This is a genomic window from Niabella pedocola (genome assembly GCF_021044425.1).
GTDB lineage: Bacteria > Bacteroidota > Bacteroidia > Chitinophagales > Chitinophagaceae > Niabella > Niabella pedocola.
In genome coordinates, this window is record NZ_JAJNEC010000006.1 from 342706 (window position 1) to 360942 (window position 18237).

17 protein-coding genes are annotated in these 18237 nt (G+C 48.3%); 11 read left to right on the forward strand and 6 right to left on the reverse strand.

Annotated elements, in window-relative coordinates; all coding sequences use genetic code 11:
* Nucleotides 1-2 precede the first annotated feature (2 nt).
* Complete coding sequence (locus tag LQ567_RS20775) at nucleotides 3-1934, forward strand: beta-L-arabinofuranosidase domain-containing protein (protein WP_231007672.1); 1932 nt, start codon at nucleotides 3-5, stop codon at nucleotides 1932-1934.
* 82 nt (nucleotides 1935-2016) lie between these two features.
* Nucleotides 2017-2763 (forward strand): MBL fold metallo-hydrolase, encoded by a 747-nt coding sequence (locus LQ567_RS20780; protein WP_231007673.1) that lies wholly within the window; start codon nucleotides 2017-2019, stop codon nucleotides 2761-2763.
* Nucleotides 2764-2909: 146 nt separating this feature from the next.
* Here LQ567_RS20780 and LQ567_RS20785 read toward each other — a convergent pair whose 3' ends face one another.
* From LQ567_RS20785 to LQ567_RS20800, 4 genes are all read right to left on the reverse strand, one after another.
* Entirely contained in the window at nucleotides 2910-3287 is a 378-nt protein-coding gene (locus LQ567_RS20785; RefSeq protein WP_231007674.1) for a hypothetical protein, read from the reverse strand.
* On the reverse strand, nucleotides 3287-3856 hold the full coding sequence (locus LQ567_RS20790) for a hypothetical protein (RefSeq protein WP_231007675.1): 570 nt from the start codon (nucleotides 3854-3856) through the stop codon (nucleotides 3287-3289). The genes LQ567_RS20785 and LQ567_RS20790 overlap by 1 nt, the downstream gene beginning before the upstream one ends.
* A 37-nt stretch (nucleotides 3857-3893) precedes the next feature.
* Nucleotides 3894-4445: an RNA polymerase sigma factor gene (locus tag LQ567_RS20795; RefSeq protein ID WP_231007676.1), complete on the reverse strand. Its 552-nt coding sequence runs from the start codon at nucleotides 4443-4445 to the stop codon at nucleotides 3894-3896.
* Nucleotides 4446-4734: 289 nt separating this feature from the next.
* Entirely contained in the window at nucleotides 4735-5697 is a 963-nt protein-coding gene (locus tag LQ567_RS20800) for a transketolase family protein (RefSeq protein WP_231007677.1), read from the reverse strand.
* A gap of 255 nt (nucleotides 5698-5952) precedes the next feature.
* Between LQ567_RS20800 and LQ567_RS20805 the strand changes: the two genes are divergently transcribed.
* The 9 genes from LQ567_RS20805 (at nucleotide 5953) to LQ567_RS20845 (ending at nucleotide 15876) form a co-directional block, all read left to right on the forward strand.
* Complete coding sequence (locus LQ567_RS20805; RefSeq protein ID WP_090389562.1) at nucleotides 5953-6978, forward strand: rod shape-determining protein; 1026 nt, start codon at nucleotides 5953-5955, stop codon at nucleotides 6976-6978.
* Between the two features lie 170 nt (nucleotides 6979-7148).
* Nucleotides 7149-7907, forward strand: a complete 759-nt coding sequence (mreC, locus tag LQ567_RS20810; RefSeq protein ID WP_231007678.1) for a rod shape-determining protein MreC — start codon at nucleotides 7149-7151, stop codon at nucleotides 7905-7907.
* Complete coding sequence (locus tag LQ567_RS20815; RefSeq protein ID WP_231007679.1) at nucleotides 7904-8437, forward strand: rod shape-determining protein MreD; 534 nt, start codon at nucleotides 7904-7906, stop codon at nucleotides 8435-8437. The genes mreC and LQ567_RS20815 overlap by 4 nt, the downstream gene beginning before the upstream one ends.
* 346 nt (nucleotides 8438-8783) lie before the next feature.
* Nucleotides 8784-10913 carry a penicillin-binding protein 2 gene (gene mrdA, locus LQ567_RS20820; protein WP_231007680.1) on the forward strand — a complete coding sequence of 710 codons (2130 nt, stop codon included), beginning with the start codon at nucleotides 8784-8786 and terminating at the stop codon, nucleotides 10911-10913.
* A complete protein-coding gene (rodA, locus tag LQ567_RS20825; protein ID WP_231007681.1) occupies nucleotides 10910-12253 on the forward strand; it encodes a rod shape-determining protein RodA in 1344 nt (447 codons plus the stop codon). Before mrdA ends, rodA begins: the two co-directional genes overlap by 4 nt.
* A gap of 289 nt (nucleotides 12254-12542) precedes the next feature.
* Nucleotides 12543-13028, forward strand: a complete 486-nt coding sequence (locus LQ567_RS20830) for an RNA polymerase sigma factor (protein WP_231007682.1) — start codon at nucleotides 12543-12545, stop codon at nucleotides 13026-13028.
* Between the two features lie 2 nt (nucleotides 13029-13030).
* Nucleotides 13031-14047, forward strand: a complete 1017-nt coding sequence (locus LQ567_RS20835) for an anti-sigma factor family protein (protein WP_231007683.1) — start codon at nucleotides 13031-13033, stop codon at nucleotides 14045-14047.
* 5 nt (nucleotides 14048-14052) lie between these two features.
* Nucleotides 14053-14928 (forward strand): PorT family protein, encoded by an 876-nt coding sequence (locus LQ567_RS20840; protein WP_231007684.1) that lies wholly within the window; start codon nucleotides 14053-14055, stop codon nucleotides 14926-14928.
* A 90-nt stretch (nucleotides 14929-15018) separates the two neighbouring features.
* Entirely contained in the window at nucleotides 15019-15876 is an 858-nt protein-coding gene (locus tag LQ567_RS20845; RefSeq protein ID WP_231007686.1) for an outer membrane beta-barrel protein, read from the forward strand.
* A 385-nt stretch (nucleotides 15877-16261) separates the two neighbouring features.
* Here LQ567_RS20845 and LQ567_RS20850 read toward each other — a convergent pair whose 3' ends face one another.
* Together LQ567_RS20850 and LQ567_RS20855 are read right to left on the reverse strand one after the other, a co-directional pair.
* Nucleotides 16262-16870: a hypothetical protein gene (locus LQ567_RS20850; RefSeq protein WP_231007687.1), complete on the reverse strand. Its 609-nt coding sequence runs from the start codon at nucleotides 16868-16870 to the stop codon at nucleotides 16262-16264.
* Nucleotides 16871-16933: 63 nt separating this feature from the next.
* Nucleotides 16934-18094, reverse strand: coding sequence for a DUF3298 and DUF4163 domain-containing protein (locus LQ567_RS20855; RefSeq protein ID WP_231007689.1), 1161 nt, complete (start codon nucleotides 18092-18094; stop codon nucleotides 16934-16936).
* Between the last annotated feature and the right edge of the window lie 143 nt (nucleotides 18095-18237).

Here is an 18237-nt window from a genome sequence, read left to right on the forward strand (position 1 = left end):
GAATGAGTAAAAAAGAAATGCCCTCGCTGCGCCTGCTTTCAAGAAGAACCTTTGTAAAGCAAACAGGTATGACTGCAGTTGCCGGTGTACTGGCACCCGGCTTGGTTGCCCGGCAGGCAGGCAGCACCGGCGGCTACCTGATTGCCAACCGGTTTGAAACGGCCGGTACAGCCCTGTTGCAGGGATATATGGGCAGCAGGCTGGACCAGTGTTTTCAAAATGATATCCTCACCAAAAATTTTGATCATCTTATCGGGCCTTTCCGGCATCGAACGGAAACACATCGCTGGCAGTCGGAGTTTTGGGGGAAATGCATGATGGCATCTGTACTGGCGTATCAATACAAACCCGATCCGCGGCTAAAAGCAAAAATGGATGCAGCAGTAACCGGCCTCATTGCTACGCAAACACCGGATGGGTATATTGGAAATTACAACGCAGAAAGCAGGTTGAAGCAATGGGATATCTGGGGTATGAAATACTGCCTGCTGGGGTTGCTGGACTATCATGATCTCACCGGCGATAAAAAAAGTCTTTATGCAGCGGTAAAACTGGCCGACTATCTGATGGCGCAAATCGACCGGCAGGGCGGTATTATTGTTAACAAGGGCAATTACAGGGGCATGGCCGCCTCTTCTGTATTGTTGCCCATGGTACGGTTAAGCGTGGCAACGGGTAACCGGAAATACCGCAGCTTTGCCGAAACGATCGTAAAGCAATGGGAAACACCTGGCGGTCCGCAACTGATCAGTAAGGCTGCTGTAAATGTAGCGGAGCGTTTTCCGCGGCCCAAGGAATGGTACAGCCCGGAACAGGGCCAAAAGGCCTACGAAATGATGTCCTGTTACGAAGGGCTCCTCGCATTGTACCGACTAACGGGTAACGAAACCTATAAGCAGGCTGTAGTGCATGTTTTTAAAAACATACAGGATACAGAGATCAATATTGCCGGTTCCGGCGCCTCTGCAGAAATGTGGTTTGGCGGCAGGGAACGGCAAACCACGCCGGTATTCCATTACCAGGAAACCTGCGTAACCGTAACCTGGATGCAGCTTTGCATGGCCTTATTAAAATTAACCGGTGAAGCAATATATGCCCATGCCATCGAAACCACGTATTACAACGCATTGATGGCAGCATTGAAAAGCGACGGATTCACCTGGGCAAAATACACACCACTGAATGGTGAGCGGCTGCCCGGCAGTGGCCAGTGCGGCATGGAGCTGAACTGCTGCAGCGCCAACGGGCCAAGGGGGTTGTTTGCCATGCCGGGTCTCGTTGCAATGCGCAGCAGGGAAGGTATTGCCGTTAACTTTTTTGCAGAAGGAACAACAGCGTTAACATCTCCGGCAGGGAAGCCGGTAAAACTGGTGCAAACCACCAACTACCCGGCATCCGGTAAAATTGCGATCCGGCTGGAGATGCAGGCGCCCGAAGACATGGTGCTGCAGCTCCGCATACCGGAATGGAGCCGGCAAACAATACTGCAGGTAAATGGTGTGCTTTATAAGGATGTAGTATCGGGTATTTATGTAAATCTAAAAAGGAAATGGAACACCGGGGATATGATGCTCCTGGAACTGGATATGCGCGGCCGCGTAAAAGTAATGGGCAAACAGTCTCAGTATTTTGCGGTGCTTACCGGCCCCTTGGTGTTATCAAGGGATACACGTTTTACCGGTACTAACCTGGGAACAGTGATAACTCCGCTAAAAGAAAACGAACCGTTCATCGATCTTAAAAAGGTTGCCATTAAAGCGGATGACAGCTGGTTACAGGTTGAGGCCATGTTTCAGGCAGAGAACTATAAAGAGCAAAAGGATCCGCCGGTTGTGGTTACTCTTTGTGATTATGCCACTGCCGGTAACGGTGCTGCAGCCTCTACGTTTCAAACATGGATGCCGCTGATCTTCAACGCGGCTAAACTTGAATAGCGAGGGCGCGCGCGGGTTTCAACACGCATAAGGTTGCACAACGGGTTTATTTGTTCTAATTTAGCAGCCAGAAATTTTAAGTATGAAAATAATCCCGTTATCAGAAGGAAGCTTCACCGTAGATGCTACAAAAAAATTTATTCCCTTCCGGTTGTCAGAAGACGAAATGAGCGCCCGTACGCACGGGAGCCTGCTGGTAGAAATACAACCGTTTTTGATCATTACCTCAAAAGATATCCTGCTGCTGGATACAGGGCTGGGCATGTCACATCATTCCGGAGACCAGATGCAGATCGTAACACATCTTGCGGAGCAGGGAATTCAGACGGGGGATATTACAAAAGTATTGATGAGTCATTTGCATAAAGACCATACCGGGGGAATGGTGAACCCTGCTACGGGTAAGCCCACGTTTGAAAATGCGGTGTATTATATCCAGGAGCGGGAAGTAGAGTTTGCACGGGAGCATGCCGGCGCATCTTATGATACCGCTAAATTTGAACCGGTACTGGCAGGCAATGTGGTACTGCTTAAAGCGGATGAGGGCGTTATTGATGATTATATCCGTTACCAGGTAACCGGTGCTCACTCACGATACCACCAGGTGTTTTGGATTGGAGAGGGGAATGAGCGCTTGTTTTTTGGGGCCGATGATGCACCGCAGTACCAGCAGATGAAGCACCGGTTTGCAGCGAAATATGATTACGATGGTAAAAAAGCGATGGAGCTGCGTACCCAATGGTGGGAAAAGGGAAGACAGGAGGGATGGCAGTTTTTGTTTTATCATGATACCCGCCGGCCGGTAGCAAATCCTGAAAACGAATCTTAAATGCAGGCCATAAAAAAAGGCCTGCCCTAAAAAGAGCTGGCCGTTGCTAACCTATGAAAAACACCAATGCAAATATATATACAGCTTTGTTAAAAAACAAATATTTGTACATAAATAATTGTTTAAACATTGGTTTTAGTTAATTTTTAGTTTTCTTTAACATTTCTTTTATTCAGCTCTTCGCGGATCTTTTTGCGGAAAACCTGTTCTTCGGAAAAAAAGCGGGTGGCACGGGGCTCTCCGATAACCGGTGTAAAACGCTTACGGTAATTGATCTTCAATGCAATACGTTCCTGTTCACGAAGCAGGGGATCCTGCTCTGTTTTGCTGATTTTTTTTGAATCGGCCAGGTACTGGATCACTATGGGCCGCAGCTGTTTTTTTTCTGCAGGCGTCAGATTGAATTTTTCCGTGAGGTAACCCAGGAATACATCATGTACGCGGTTGGACTTTGGAGCGGGCTGGGTTTGCGCCGGTCCCTGAAGTGTGATCAGTGTTAACAGGAGAATAAGAATCCGTTTCATCAGTTTAAGAATATATCTTCATTTCCTTCTGCAGTTTCTTTTAAAAAGCTGGAGAGTTCTGCATCGGGAACATTTTTAAACAGGGTGGTAATATCTGCTTTTGGAGTACCGGCTGCCTGTGCGGGCACCGGCTGATCCCGTAAAAGCGCCTCGTCCGGTTGAATAAAGCGTTCCAGCTGCTCATCGGTCAGTTGGTTTACGGTAGCAGTAACCGAGGCCTGGGAGGTAGCGGTGGTCTGTAATTTTTGCGTAAACAGGAAGATGGACGTCGTCGCCAGCAGGATAAAACTGGCAGCAATAGCCAGTCCTTTTTTAAAGGGAATTACCCGCTCGCCCTTGTTTACCCTGAAGCGGGCAAAATAGTCACGCGGAATACTGTAGGGCATTTCCCTGGAAGCGGTATCCAGCGCAACATTCAAGGCATCAGTATCATTTTCCTGTGCCCGTACGGTTTCCATCAGCCGGTTTGTAAAGGATTCAAAATAGGCGTCCGGAAGGGTAAATGCCGGACTCCGTTGCTGCGTTTCCCGGATCCCGTTCAAGATATCGTATGAGGCATCCTGTTTCATTTCTCTTAATTTTAAGACGGAAATTTTGCTGTTTTGTTTAACTGTTCCGTAAATAATTTTCAACTTTTTTTGCTGCGTGATGATAGCTGGCTTTTAAAGCGCCCTCTGTAACCCCCAGAATCGTACTCATTTTCTGGTAAGGCATTTCATCAAAATACCGGAGGTTGAAAATCAGCCGCTGCTGTTCCGGTAACTGCTGGATGGCCAGCTGTAATTTCCATTCTATTTTATTGGGATCAAAATGTGGATCAGCGCGGATCTGCTCCGTCAGGTCCTGTTCATTTCCAAAAGCAACGATCGCTTTTTTCTTTTTTTGATTTTGCAGGTGCGTGATGCTTTCATTGGTGCTGATACGGTACAGCCAGGTATAGAGCCCGCTTTCCTCACGGAAGCGATCCAGGCCCTTCCAGGCTTTTATAAATACATTCTGCAGCACGTCATCTGCATCCTCGTGTATGATCACCATACGCCGTATATGCCAGTAAAGCCGCTCTTTATATTTATTTACAATAGCGGTAAATGCCTGCTCTTTCGTATTGGGATTGCGAAAAAGTGCCAGCAACGACTCATCACTTTGAAACTGTTCCATTCAGACGTCCGGTATTCTTTGACCGGTAAGATAGGTAAAAGTTTAACGTTCCAGGTTTAAAGTTCCAGGTTGACGGCGTTCCTGTTCGATGAAATGCCCGCTGCTCCTGGTTTTGATTACGCTTTGCAGGAAGCATTACTGAAAACGGATAGCTGACAACGGAGGGCAGAACGGTTCCTGGTCGTGCTCCCTTTCCTGACCGGTGAGCGATCTCCTGCATGTCCACTGCGCACAAAAAAAGACTGCCAGTTGCCACTGACAGTCTTCTTCAATAATATGTTTAAAAAAATCAACCGTTCTTCCTGGCGATCACTTTTTCTGCTGCTGCCACAATATCCGGCACATCCAGGTGGTACTTCTTCAACAGCTGGTCGGGCGTACCGCTTTCGCCAAACGTATCCATGGTACCTACGTATTCGATCGGGATGGGGAAGTTGCGGGCTGCGCACTGGGCAATAACATCTCCCAAACCACCGATGATATTATGTTCTTCCGCGGTAACCGCGCATTTGGTTTTTTGGATAGAGGCAATTACGGCCGCTTCATCCAGTGGCTTGATGGTGTGGATATTGATCACTTCCACGCTGATGCCTTTTTCTTCGAGGATAATACCTGCCTGGATTGCATTCCATACCAGGTGTCCGCAGGCAAAAATGCTGACATCCGTTCCCTCAGAAAGCTGCTGGGCTTTTCCGAAAACGAAATCGGATTCGTTGGTGAAGATCGGCCAGGACGGGCGTCCGAAACGCAGGTACACCGGTCCGTCGATTTCGGCAATCGCCATGGTGGCTGCCTTGGTTTGCGTATAGTCGCAGGGGACTACCACCGACATGCCCGGCAGCATTTTCATCATACCGATATCTTCCAGGATCTGGTGGGTAGCACCATCTTCACCCAATGTAACGCCGGCGTGGGACGCACAGATCTTTACGTTTTTACCGCTGTAGGCAATCGACTGGCGGATCTGGTCATATACACGGCCGGTACTGAAGTTGGCAAAAGTGGTCGTAAAAGGAATATGTCCGCCGATGGTTAAACCAGCTGCCACGCCCATCATATTGGCTTCCCCAATACCGCATTGTACAAAACGGTCGGGAAACTCCTTAATAAACTGGTTCAGCTTCATCGAGCCAAGCAGGTCGGCTGTCAGCGCCACAATTTTATCATTTTTGCGGGCTGCTTCCACAATACCGTCACCGAAACCGCTGCGGGTATCTTTTTTTCCTGTAGATTGAATATCCTTTAACGCCATAATTTATTTTTGAGGTTACAAAAGTAATGTTTCTGCTAAAGAATCTTGCATAAGTTTTAGGGCAGATTGATTTATATTTGAAGAAATTACATCGTCTGCCGGAGCAATTTGCAGACCCGGGTCTGAAGGGCTTTTTGTTAATGAATCGATAAGCTTAAAAATCCTTGCTGTACTTGGAGTTTTGCTTTGTTAGTTTGGATTATTTACTTCACCTTTGCTCCTCACGAAAACACAAGAAATTTATTTAATTAAGGAATGGGACTCTTCAACTGGTTTACGCAAGAAATAGCAATGGATTTGGGTACCGCAAATACCCTCATTATACATAACGACGAAGTGGCTGTAAATGAGCCAAGTATTGTGGCGCTGAACCGCAATAATCCCAAAGAGGTGCTGGCCGTTGGAAAGCGTGCATTGATGATGCATGAAAAAACGCATGAAAGTATCCGTACCGTGCGGCCTTTGAAAGATGGAGTGATCGCCGATTTTAATGCGGCGGAATTGATGATCCGGGAGCTTATTAAGCTGGTTTATCCAAAAAAACCGTTGTTTCCCCCCAGCTGGCGGATGATGATCTGCATTCCTTCTTCCATTACCGAGGTAGAAAAACGTGCGGTAAGAGACAGTGCCGAGCAGGCCGGGGCCAAGGAGGTATATCTCATTCATGAGCCGATGGCTGCAGCATTGGGTATTGGTATCGATGTGGAAGAGCCGGTGGGCAATATGATCATCGATATCGGCGGCGGTACCACCGGTATTACCGTTATTGCGCTGGCCGGTATTGTGTGTGACCAGAGCATCCGCATTGCGGGTGATGAATTTACGGCGGATATCATGGAAGCGCTCCGCCGTTACCATAGCCTGCTGATTGGAGAACGTACTGCAGAGCAGATCAAGATACAGGTAGGAGCAGCCATGAAGGACCTGGAAAATCCCCCGGATGATATCCCGGTAAACGGGCGCGACCTGGTTACAGGTATTCCGAAACAGATCATGGTAAGTTTCCAGGAAATTGCCGAAGCCCTGGATAAAAGCATTTTTAAAATAGAAGAAGCCATCCTGAAGGCCCTGGAACAAACGCCGCCCGAGCTGGCAGGTGATATTTACCGGAGAGGGTTGTACCTCACCGGTGGCGGGGCTTTACTGCGGGGCCTTGATAAACGGCTCAGCCAAAAAATCAAACTGCCGGTTCATATTGCAGATGATCCGCTGAAAAGTGTGGTAAGAGGAACCGGGATTGCGTTGAAAAACTACGACCGTTATCCTTTTGTAATGCGTTAATTCTTTAACCGTTTTGTTTGGCCTGGCAACACAGGCGTTTAATTTAACACCCGGTGCGTAATATATTTTTGTTCATCAGGCGATTCTCGGTTTTCATAGGTTTTCTTATCCTACAGGGGATCTGCTTGTATAACCTTTTTACGTACAATCGTTTACACCGGGTTAAAGGGATGGAAACCGCCGGAAAGGTTACCAGTTATTTCAACTCCAAATACAATGCACTGGAAGATTTTTTCCGCATGAAGGCGGAAAATAAGCGGGTACACCAGCTGAATGATTCTCTCATGAACCTGATGAAGGAGAATTTTGTGCAGATCGACACCAATGCCATCCTGGTACACGACACGGCATCGGTAGACACCACCGGTAAGGCACGACGCTATATCTGGCGAACCGCCCAGGTGCTGTACACTACGGTGAACAGTGATAAAAATTACCTGCAGATCAACCGGGGCACCAGCTCCGGCGTGGAAAGTGATATGGGCGTTTTTAGCTCCAACGGGGGCCTGGTAGGAAAGGTGGTAAACGCCGGAAAGGATTTTAGTGAAGTAATGACGCTGCTGCATGTGATGAACAAGCTCAGCGTACAGCTTAAAAAGACCGGTAACTCCGGCATCATTTCCTGGGATGGACGAACGCCTACAGAGCTTACGCTGAACGGCATTTCGAAAACCGATTCCGTTCGCATTGGGGATACCATCCTTACCGGCAACTATTCATTGAGCTTTCCCCCGGGAAAAATGGTGGGTACCGTGGCCCGGATATTGAAAGATGAGGCCACCAATTTTCTCATTCTGAAAATAAAACCTGCGGCTAATTTCGGAACCCTGCAACAGGTATTTGTGGTAGAAAATCTGAACTATGCCGCGCTGCAGCAGCTGAGTGCGGAAACCGGCCGGAAGGTTGAAGCAAAATCTGGAAATAAGTGAGCGATCTTGTAAAAAATATCATCCGTTTTTCGCTGTTCGTGTTTGTACAGGTATATGTGTTTGACATCATGCCCCACTTACATGAACTGATTACGCCCTATCTGTACTTTTTGTACCTGCTCTGGCTGCCGTTTTCCATAAAACGCGGCTGGCTGTTGCTGCTGGGCTTTTTACTGGGCATGACCGTTGACTATTTCACCATGACGCCGGGTTTGCATGCCGCCGCCTGTGTGCTGGTAGCGTTTTTGCGGCCATTCATCCTTCACCTCCTTTCCCCCAAGGACGCCGTGGGATATACCTACCAGGAACCTTCGCCCAGGGCCATGGGGTGGAGCGCTTATAGTCTTTACGCGCTGCTGCTGTCCTTTGCACATAATTTTTACCTGCTGTTTTTAGAATGGTTGTCTTTTGGTGCCTTTATCAACTTCCTGATGAAAGTACTTACCACCACCGCCATTAGCATGTTGCTGATCTTTATTACCGAGCTGCTCTTTTTCCGCAAACAGCGGTACCGTACAAATACAGCGTAGGGGCGAGGACCTTGATTTCAGATTTAAGCGTCGAGAGCCGGGAATCCAGATCGGAGTATCCAGATTTCAGATTTGAGAATCGGGCGTTGGGGGTCCGGAATTGCGCAGGAGTGCCGTTGGCCATTGTGGATCAGGGGCTTTCAGCCCGGGTAGGATTTTGTTGAAGGGGGTGATTGACGCAACCTTTTGGCGCAGCCACTGATTGCTGAAGGCTGATAGCTGACCGCTGACAACCCGATTCCCAAAGCTGGATTCTGAAATCTGCATTCTCAATTCCCAAATCTGGCATCGTAAACAGTTTTGCACTATTTTTGACTTTTCTTATAAAAGTTTCCAGCAGTTAAGTATGTCGGTGTTTAATAAGTCGAGAAGTTATATTATACGGATCATTTTTCTATCCGTATTTATCGTCATTATTGCACAGCTGGCCAACCTGCAACTGGTCAGCAATAAGTACCTGGAACTTGCAAAGAACAACGCCGTATTTCAAAAAATCGTTTACCCCGAAAGAGGGATTATTTTCGACCGCAACGGAAAGGCCGTGCTGAATAATACCATAATGTTCGACCTGATGGTAACACCGGCCGAGGTGCGGAACCTGGATACCGCTGCATTTTGCAACCTGATGCAGATTGATACGGCTGAATTCCGTGCACGGATCGTAAACGCCATTGTCAAAAATTCAAGAGTACGGCCATCGATTTTTCATTCGCTGCTGACGCCCGAAATGCAGGCCCGCTTTGAAGAGAACAGCTGGCGCTTTCCGGGTTTTGTACTGCAGCAACGTCCGGTACGCACCTATCCATATAATGTAGGTGCCCATATCCTTGGATATATCAGCGAGGTGGACGGAAAAGACATAGAACGCTCCGGTAACTTTTACCGTATGGGCGATTACGTGGGCAAGAACGGCCTGGAATACGCTTATGAAAAAGTACTGATGGGCCAGCGGGGGGTACAGTACATGATCAAGGATAACAAAAACCGGCTGGTGGGCCATTATGAAAATGGTGAATTCGATACCACGGCAGTTGCCGGCCGGGGGCTGAAAACCCACCTGGATGTAGACCTGCAGGTGCTGGCAGAAAAATTGCTGACCAATAAAGTGGGTTCCGTAGTAGCACTGGATCCCAAAACCGGTGGCATCCTGGCCATGGCTTCCGGTCCGGTCTTTAACCCCAATGATTTGACCGGTCCTGAAAAAAATGCCAACTATGCCAAAATGGTGTTGAATGTGCGCGCTCCTTTATTAAACCGGGGCATTAAAGGACGGTATCCTCCCGGTTCCACCTTTAAACCACTGGGTGGACTGGTGGCATTGGATGAGGGCGTGATCACACCGTCTTATGGCTATCCCTGTCCGGGCCGGTACTATGGCTGCGGCGCGGGCAAGCCTGCATGTACACACTCCGGCGGCGGTCATGCTGCCAACCTGCGCCTGGCAATTGCCAATTCCTGTAACTCCTATTTTGTACAGGTGTACCGGATGGCGGTAGATAACCCCAGGGTTGGCAATATGCGCAAAGGGTATGAAGGCTGGGAGGATTATATGCATAAGTTTGGCCTGGGCGTGCGCCTGGGGGTAGACCTGCCCAGCGAGGACAAAGGAAATATTCCAACGGTAGCTGTATACGATAAAGAATACAGAGGCTCCTGGAACTCCTGTACCAATCTTACCCTGGGCATTGGCCAGGATAAAATGCTGGCTACGCCCCTCCAGCTGGCAAATGCCATGTGCATCATTGCAAATAAAGGGTATTATTATACGCCCCACTTTGTGGACAGCATCGATGGCGAAACAGCTGCGGATGCCCCCTTCCTGGCAAGATACCGGGAAAAACATGAGGTGCTGACGCATATTTCGGACACTGCCTACAATGCCATTATCAACGGGATGAATGATGTGGTAACCCGCGGAACAGCAAGGGTGGCCATGATCCCCGGTATTGATGTTTGCGCAAAAACCGGTACCGCAGAAAACTATACCATCCTGGACCGGAGAAGGATCAAGCTGAAAGACAACTCCATGTTTGTATGTTTTGCGCCGAAGGACAATCCTAAAATCGCCATTGCCGTAGCTGTTGAAAACGCGGGGTATGGTGCTACCTGGGCGGGGCCGATCGCCCGTATCCTGATGGAAAAATATTTGCTGGACAGTTTGACCAATAAAAGCAAGGCAGACCTGGAGCGGATTTCCAACACCAACCTGATGCCGTCTTATTACGACCGCTTACAGTATATAACCGATTCCTCCAGAGCCGAGCAGTGGGCCAAGATCCGGAGAGATAGTACCCAGCTGCGGCGGTACCTGAGGGGAGGGCTGAAGGCGGCACCCAAAAAGGATACGGTGCATACAGGAACCCAACCAAAACCAGCAGAAAAACCAGCGCAGAAAAAAACTCCGGCGCTGATCACCTTTTTAACAGAAGATAGAAAATACCGCAGACCCGTTACCGTTGCCGAAGAAATTATATGAGCCAGAAAAAAGCCGAAATATCCAAAGGGGTAGACTATATACTTGTAATTGTATACCTGTTGCTGGTAGCCATTGGGCTGATGGCCATCTTTGGAGTAACCTATACGGAAGGCGAACCGGTGGTGCAGAGTTTCCTGGGCTTTAAAACCGACTATAGCCGGCAGTTTTATTTTGCCGGTGTTTCGCTGTTGCTGGGGCTGTTTATTCTTTTAACGGATAGTAAGTTTTTCCCGGCCACAGCCAATCTCTGGTATGCAGGTGGTATGTTGCTGCTGTTACTGGTATTTCCGTTTCACTCTTCTGTAAAGGGAACCGAATCCATCATCCGGCTGGGGGCATTTCAGTTTCAGCCGGCAGAGTTCTGTAAAGTAACGGTGGCGCTGGCCCTGGCCAAGTATCTTTCGGATCCGGAGCTCGATTTTACCAAAACCCGGTCTCAGCTGATTGCAACCGCTATTGTGATGGCGCCTGCCATATTAACGATTTTTCAAAAAGAAACCGGTTTGGCCCTTGTATTTTGCTCCTTCTTTTTTGTAATGTATCGTGAGGGATTGCCCGCGATGGTGCTGGTGATCGGTTTTGCAATAGCGGCCCTGGTGGTAGCTACCTTGCTGCTTGATAAAAATGTACTGGCCGTCATTCTTACCCTCATCGCCGGCGTGGTTGTATTATTCAGTTTACGCCAGATCAAACGGGATAAAACACTGCTGGTTAAGATCATTCTTGTGTGGGCACTGTGCGTAGGCATCCAGCGCTTCGGAGTGCCCTTCCTTTTTGAACATGTACTGGGAAAACACCAGGTAGAACGGATCTACAGCACGATCGGTAAGGAAATTCCACAGGAATACCTGAAGGGCAATATGGGCGAAATTGATGCAAAGACCGGCAAGCAGAACAACACGGCTGATTACAACGTAAAGCAGTCTAAAATTGCGGTAGGAAGCGGTGGATTAACAGGAAAGGGGTTGCTGAGCGGCACCCAAACCCGTTATGGCTTTGTGCCGGAGCAGCGTACGGATTTTATTTTTGATACCATCGGGGAGGGATTTGGATTTGTGGGAAGTGTTACCCTGCTGGGGCTTTATATATTGCTGCTGTTCCGGGTCATACGGATCGCGGAACGGCAACGAAGTACGTTCAGCCGCTGTTATGCCTATGGTGTGGCCTCGGTATTCTTCTTTCATATTGCCGTAAATGTTGCCATGACCATCGGGCTGGCTCCGGTTATCGGTATTCCCCTGCCACTTATCAGCTATGGCGGTACCTCGCTGCTTACCTTTACCATCCTGCTGTTTATCCTCATCCGGCTTGATGCCGACCGCCAGATGGTGCTGCGGTAGGAGCGGTTCCAGGTTTAACGTTCAGAGTTTAAAGTTCCACGTTCGTTTTTGTACCTGCCTTGATGTGCAATACTGATAGCTGGCCGCTAAAGGCTGATAGCTAAAGGCTGACCGCTAAAGGTGTCCATATACGATGCATCCCTGCCTCATTCACTGATTTTCACATTTCCACGTTGTCAATTTTCAAATTTTTCAAAAAAATAATTTTCCTGTAACTTTTTAACTGCATCGCCCGTATTACTTATAAACCGGTTTTAAAAGATATAACTACAACCCTGCTACTGGATCTATGACGGATAAGGAATATAACGAATGTGTAACAATGTATGCGGACAATGTGTACCGGTTTATTGTAAAAAACCTGAAACATGCCGCAAATGCGGAAGACGTGGTACAATCTGCATTCCAGGCGCTTTGGGAGCAGCGGAGCGAAGTGCAGGCTGAAAAGTCGAAATCATTGCTTTTTACCATCGCCTACCGGAAAATGATCGATCACATCCGTAAACATAAGCGGATGATTTATGAGGAGTCTATGGGCGCTTATGACCGGTATACCGAAGAAGGGAGCCGGAATCTAAAAGAGGTATTGAACCGGGCGCTGGAGCGTTTGGATGATACCAAACGGTCGCTGGTGTTGCTGAAAGACTATGAAGGGTATAGTTACGAGGAGATTGGGGGTATTACCGGGCTTTCGGCCAGCCAGGTAAGGGTTTACCTGCACCGGGCGCGCCTGCAGCTGAAAGCGTATTTGGTTAAAATTGAAAACGTATTATAACCATGCAAGGAAAAATTAATCCGACCAATTATGAAACGTATTTCCTCCTGTATGTGGATGATGAACTGAGCGGAAATGAACGGACCGAGGTGGAAACATTTCTGCAACAGCACCCGGAAACCCAGCCGCTGTTGGACGAATTGCTCCGGACCCGGCAGGTTGCGGATCCTGAAATGGTATTTCCCGGTAAATCGAAATTGCTTTTCGGCGCAGCAGCCATTACCGATGAAGCGCTGCTGTCTTACCTGGATAAAGAGGTTGTTCCGGCAGCTGTTTCGGAAGCGCTGCAGCATCCGTCTCCGGAACTGGCCCAGCGGCTGCAGGCATTTGAGCAAACCATCGCTGAGCCGGACCTGAGCGTTGTATTTCCGGATAAGGCCCGTCTGTACAGGAGCTCCAAGCGGATATCCCTCAACATGTGGAGGGTAGCTGCGGCAGCAGCCCTGGTGATGATGGCGGTGGGCGCTGCTTTATGGATGCAGCAGCAACACAATCGTGCAACCCTGGCGGAAGGGAAACCTCAGCGGCCGCAGGACAGTGTACCCGGAAACAACAGGACCAGCCTTCCTGGGGAGGACAGTGCTGCAGCCGATACGGTGCCACCGCCTGGCAGGGAAACCGCAATTGCCGTTTACAAAGCGCCGGATGAGTCTGGAAATGAAAGCCGGAGGCCCAAAAAAGAGGGCAACACAACCGCAGCTGTCGTTGCAACGGTAGCGCCGGCGAAATCAACCCCCGCTGTTTCAGGGCCACCCGCACCGGTATTGCGCAGTACCGATGTGGTTTCCCGCCCGGATGCAGACGTAGCCATCAACAACATGGAAAACACCCCGCCGGCTGTACTGAAACAGGATCCTTCCGTACATCAGGCCGTTGTAACTAACGAAGAAAAACAACCGAAAGAAAAAAAATCCTTATTCAAAAAGTTAACGCAACGCATTGAGGAGCGGGTATCGGGAGCGCTGACAGACGGTGACGGCCAGGTAACCATTGCAGGCTTTGCAGTGAACGTAAAATAGAAAAAATGAAAACGATCAGGATCATTGTATGGACCATTTTAATGGCACCCTTTTGCCTGCAGGCGCAGGATAAAAAAGGTGCGGATACAACCGAAATCAGTGTAAAGATAATTACGAGTAAAAAGGACTCGGTAATCATCACCGGAAACGGCCAGCCCTGGGTAAAAGCCAGCCGGGTAAAAAATGTAACCACCAGCTGGTTCAGCATCGACCTGGGGTTTGCAAATTTTGTAGACAATACCCTGTATACGGATGCAGCCACACAGGCATTTGCCCCGGGAGCGACCGATTCCTGGCTGGACCTGAGGAGCGGAAAGTCGGTGAACGTAAACATCTGGCTGCTGTCGCAAAAAATCAATATGGTACGCCATGTGCTGAACCTGAAGTACTCGTTAGGATTGGAGCTGAACAACTACCGGTTCAAGAACCCGGTACGGTTAAACCCCCGCCCGGCTACGGATGCCGCCATTCCTGCAGTGGTATACCTGGATGAAGCCCCCGGGCGTACCTACAAAAAAAGCAAGCTTGCAGCGGATTATCTTACACTGCCGGTGATGTTGAATGTATCCTTCCCTGTTAAGAACCGTAAAGTGGTAGAGGTGAACCGTAAAAACGTACGGATAAAGGCCAGCAAAGAATTTGGATTCAGTGCCGGTATCAGTGCCGGGTATCTTTACTCGGCCCGTAACAAATACATCAATTCGGATGAAGGGAAACATAAGTTCAAAGACGATTTCAGTTTAAATCCCTGGAAGATCTCTTATGTAGGCGAGGTAAACCTGGGTTACCTGGGGGTGTACGGATCTTTTGCCACCAAGAGCATGTTTAAACGTGGCTTGGACCTTACGCCGTATACCGTTGGCGTACGTGTAGGTTTATAATTTTATAAACAAGTTCTTTCCTATCTTTATTTATTGAATAAACCAGATTTTGCAGCAAACAGATTTGTAATGCCATTGATTTGTATAAAGATGAAACGAACATTACTGCTAGCTTTTTTGATTGCGTGGGCAGCCGTTGCCGGAGCCCAGGATACACCGGACACCCTTGTGATAAACGGCGTAACCATCATCCGCGATAATAAGCCGGTGGAGCGGGAACCCAAGAAGGGTTTTTTAAAAAGCATCAACACAAAAAAGAGCCTGAGGAATATAACAACCGAGTGGGGAATGGTAGATATTGGCATGTCGAATTTTGTGGATGGTACTGCTTATGCAGGTGAAGCGGCACAGGCCTATGCCCCCGGAAGTAATGAACAATGGTTTACTACGAAGTATTTCAAATCGAGGAATATCAATGTGTGGATCGTTACCCAGCGGTATAATTTGATCCATCATTTTTTAAACCTGAAATACGGGCTGGGGCTTGAACTGAACAATTACCGGTTTAAAAACCCGGTACGGTTTAATCCGCGTCCGGCAACAGATGTGGTAAACCCTCCGGTGGTTTCAATGGATGAAACGCCCGGCCGGAGCTACCGGAAAAATAAACTTGCGGCCGATTATATTACCATACCGCTGATGCTGAATTTTAATTTTACCCCGGACCGTTTGTATCCCTTTGAGCTGAGTGCGGGCGTTAGCGTGGGGTACTTATATGCCGCCAGGAATAAGACCATTACTTCTGATGAGGGAAAACTGAAGGCTAAGGATAATTTTGAGCTCGACCCCTGGAAGTTGTCTTATGTGGGCGATCTTACACTGGGAGTGGTTACGTTATACGGATCCTATGCGTTTAAAAGTATGTACAAACGCGGCCTGGATCATACGCCCTATAATTTCGGTATCCGGTTGCGGCCGGCCGATTTCTTCAGCAAAATTCAGAATTAAGGCGGAATAGCCGTTTGTTTTTTAAACGCAATGGTCGCAAAGCAGCCGGAAACAGGGGCCATGGAAAAATCCTTTTCGTTCTTAGCATAATCCTGTCGCCCCTTGCGTTTAAAATTTAACCGCGAAGGGCAAACTACCCGCAAAGGCAGCAACAGGAATAAGAGGTACTGGTATTATTCCTCACTGCCCCGCCAAGAGATAAAAATAATTTTGATCCCGGTTTATTAAAGGTCGTAGGAAAATTAATAGCAGATGCCTTAACGTTTGTGCCACAGCAACGAATCGTCATTCCCACATTTCCAAATCTTCAAATTGAAAGTTCCGGAGTTACATGCCGGGTTAAGATGATGGGCGGTTCCGCACATTAGGCGTGGTACCCCAATGATCATTGCATATCCACATATACGATCCGGTACCGGTTCTTTGTACTGGTTGTTTTTTTCAGTAACCAGATGCCCGCAACCGAGGTGGCCGTAGCAATACCGAGGCCCGCCAGGTTCTTGCCCTTAAAAACAGGTTCGTTTGCACGGATGCCATTGATAATATTCAATACATCGTATCCAAAACCTCCCAGGGCCATCAATCCGCCCAGCGGCACCCATACGGTTTTCCTTCCTCTGTTCCGGGGTACATAAATGGTTTTGATCTCTTTGTAGTGGAAGGGAATGATATCTTTCCGTAAGGTATCTGTAACCACATAACCCAGTATATTCTGATACCGCGTGGTTTTATAGGATGCAATAAAAACAGTATCCCGGGCAATGGCGTCAATCGGACCATCATAGGAGAAGCCATCTGTTCCCAAAAAATGGATATCCATGCCGGCATAAAAGTTCCGGACGGTAATGCCGTTTTTTTTGCGGACAGAAATATAATCGCTCATTTTATGGATGGCTGTTTGTGCGGAAGCAGGCTTGTAAGCAGCACTGTCAGACTGCGCTGAAACCTTCAGCGCAAACAGCAGACAGCTACACAGTGTAAGCAGTTTTACCATTTGCGCTAAGATACTATCAAATAAGTTAGTGCGTTCTTCGTCATTTGTTAAAGAAAACTAATTTTAGATACCCATCCGTTGTATGAACGCCGTTTGCAGATAAGGTCTGAGCTCCGTATAGGGGACCCATATATCAATCAGGCCAAATGCATAGGCGGCTACTTCATAAGGCTGGTAAATAAACCCGATGCCTTTGGGAGTAAAATAGAAATTGTCTGTAAGGGCCAGCCGCTCATCAAAAAGAATATCGGTAAGCGGTTTATTTTGCGCTATCTTATAGCGTGTCCGGAGATGCTGTTCGAGGATGGGCTGAAGGGTTGCAGAATCGATGTGCAGTACATCACTGAGTGCCAGTTCTTTTTGCTGTTGCATATCCAGGCAAAGCATGGTTTGACCGTACATGCCATGTGCGCCGCCGGTATAAGCATAATTGCCCACACTGAGAATGGCATAGCCATTATTGTTGTAGATAAGGTTTGAACTGATCTGCTGATCATAATGCATCATTGAAAAAGGTGCTTCATCTTCATTGCCTGCGGCCTTCATGGTATCGATATCGTCGCGGAAGTTTTCAATAAAGCTCCTTCCGAATTGCGTCAGCGCGGTTTGCAGTGATGCGGTATCCGTTGTTTGGGCACCCAGGATATTTTTTTTCAGCAGCCCGGTAAACCAGGTATCCGTTGCTTTTCCGGGTTCCAGCAATACCAGGCTGGTAAAGGCTGTGGGCGTATCTTTTTTAAAACCGGTGATCCGGATCGAATCGATATAACCCACCGGCACAAAGGCGCTACCACCTTCCGTTGGGCGAAACTGGACCCGCTCCGTTTTGCTGCCGAATTTAAAACCGGTGATGCCATCCGTCCGGATCAGCAGGTGCAATGCAGCATCGGTGCCGGCCGAATCATCCTGCAGCGCGCGTGGTGCAAATTCGATAAAGGATAAACTGTCGTTTTTGAGCAGGCTGTCTTTTTGAAAGAGCAGGTCTATGGTTTGCCCCTCGTTATTTAATGTATAGTTTACATCGTATGTGTTTCCGAACTTAACCACATGCATCACCGCCGGCTGATCGCCAATGGTGCCTTCATATTGGAGGTAGTAGTTGTCCGGAGCTGGCGCCAAGGCCAACGAGTCGCTGCCCGAAGAATTATCACTTTTTTTATCGGTATGCTTACAACTGAAGCACAGGGTCAGCACAGCGAGGAAGAGGAAGGATATTTTTTTCATGCGTCTTTCGTTTAGTAGAAACCAAACGCAAAATTAAAACATCAGGCGTATTAATCGCAGGAAATAAATCGGGCACTTTTTCGCTGTGGCCACAGCGGTGCAGACGGTACCGAAGATGGCCGGTTTGCTGTATCAGCGTATCT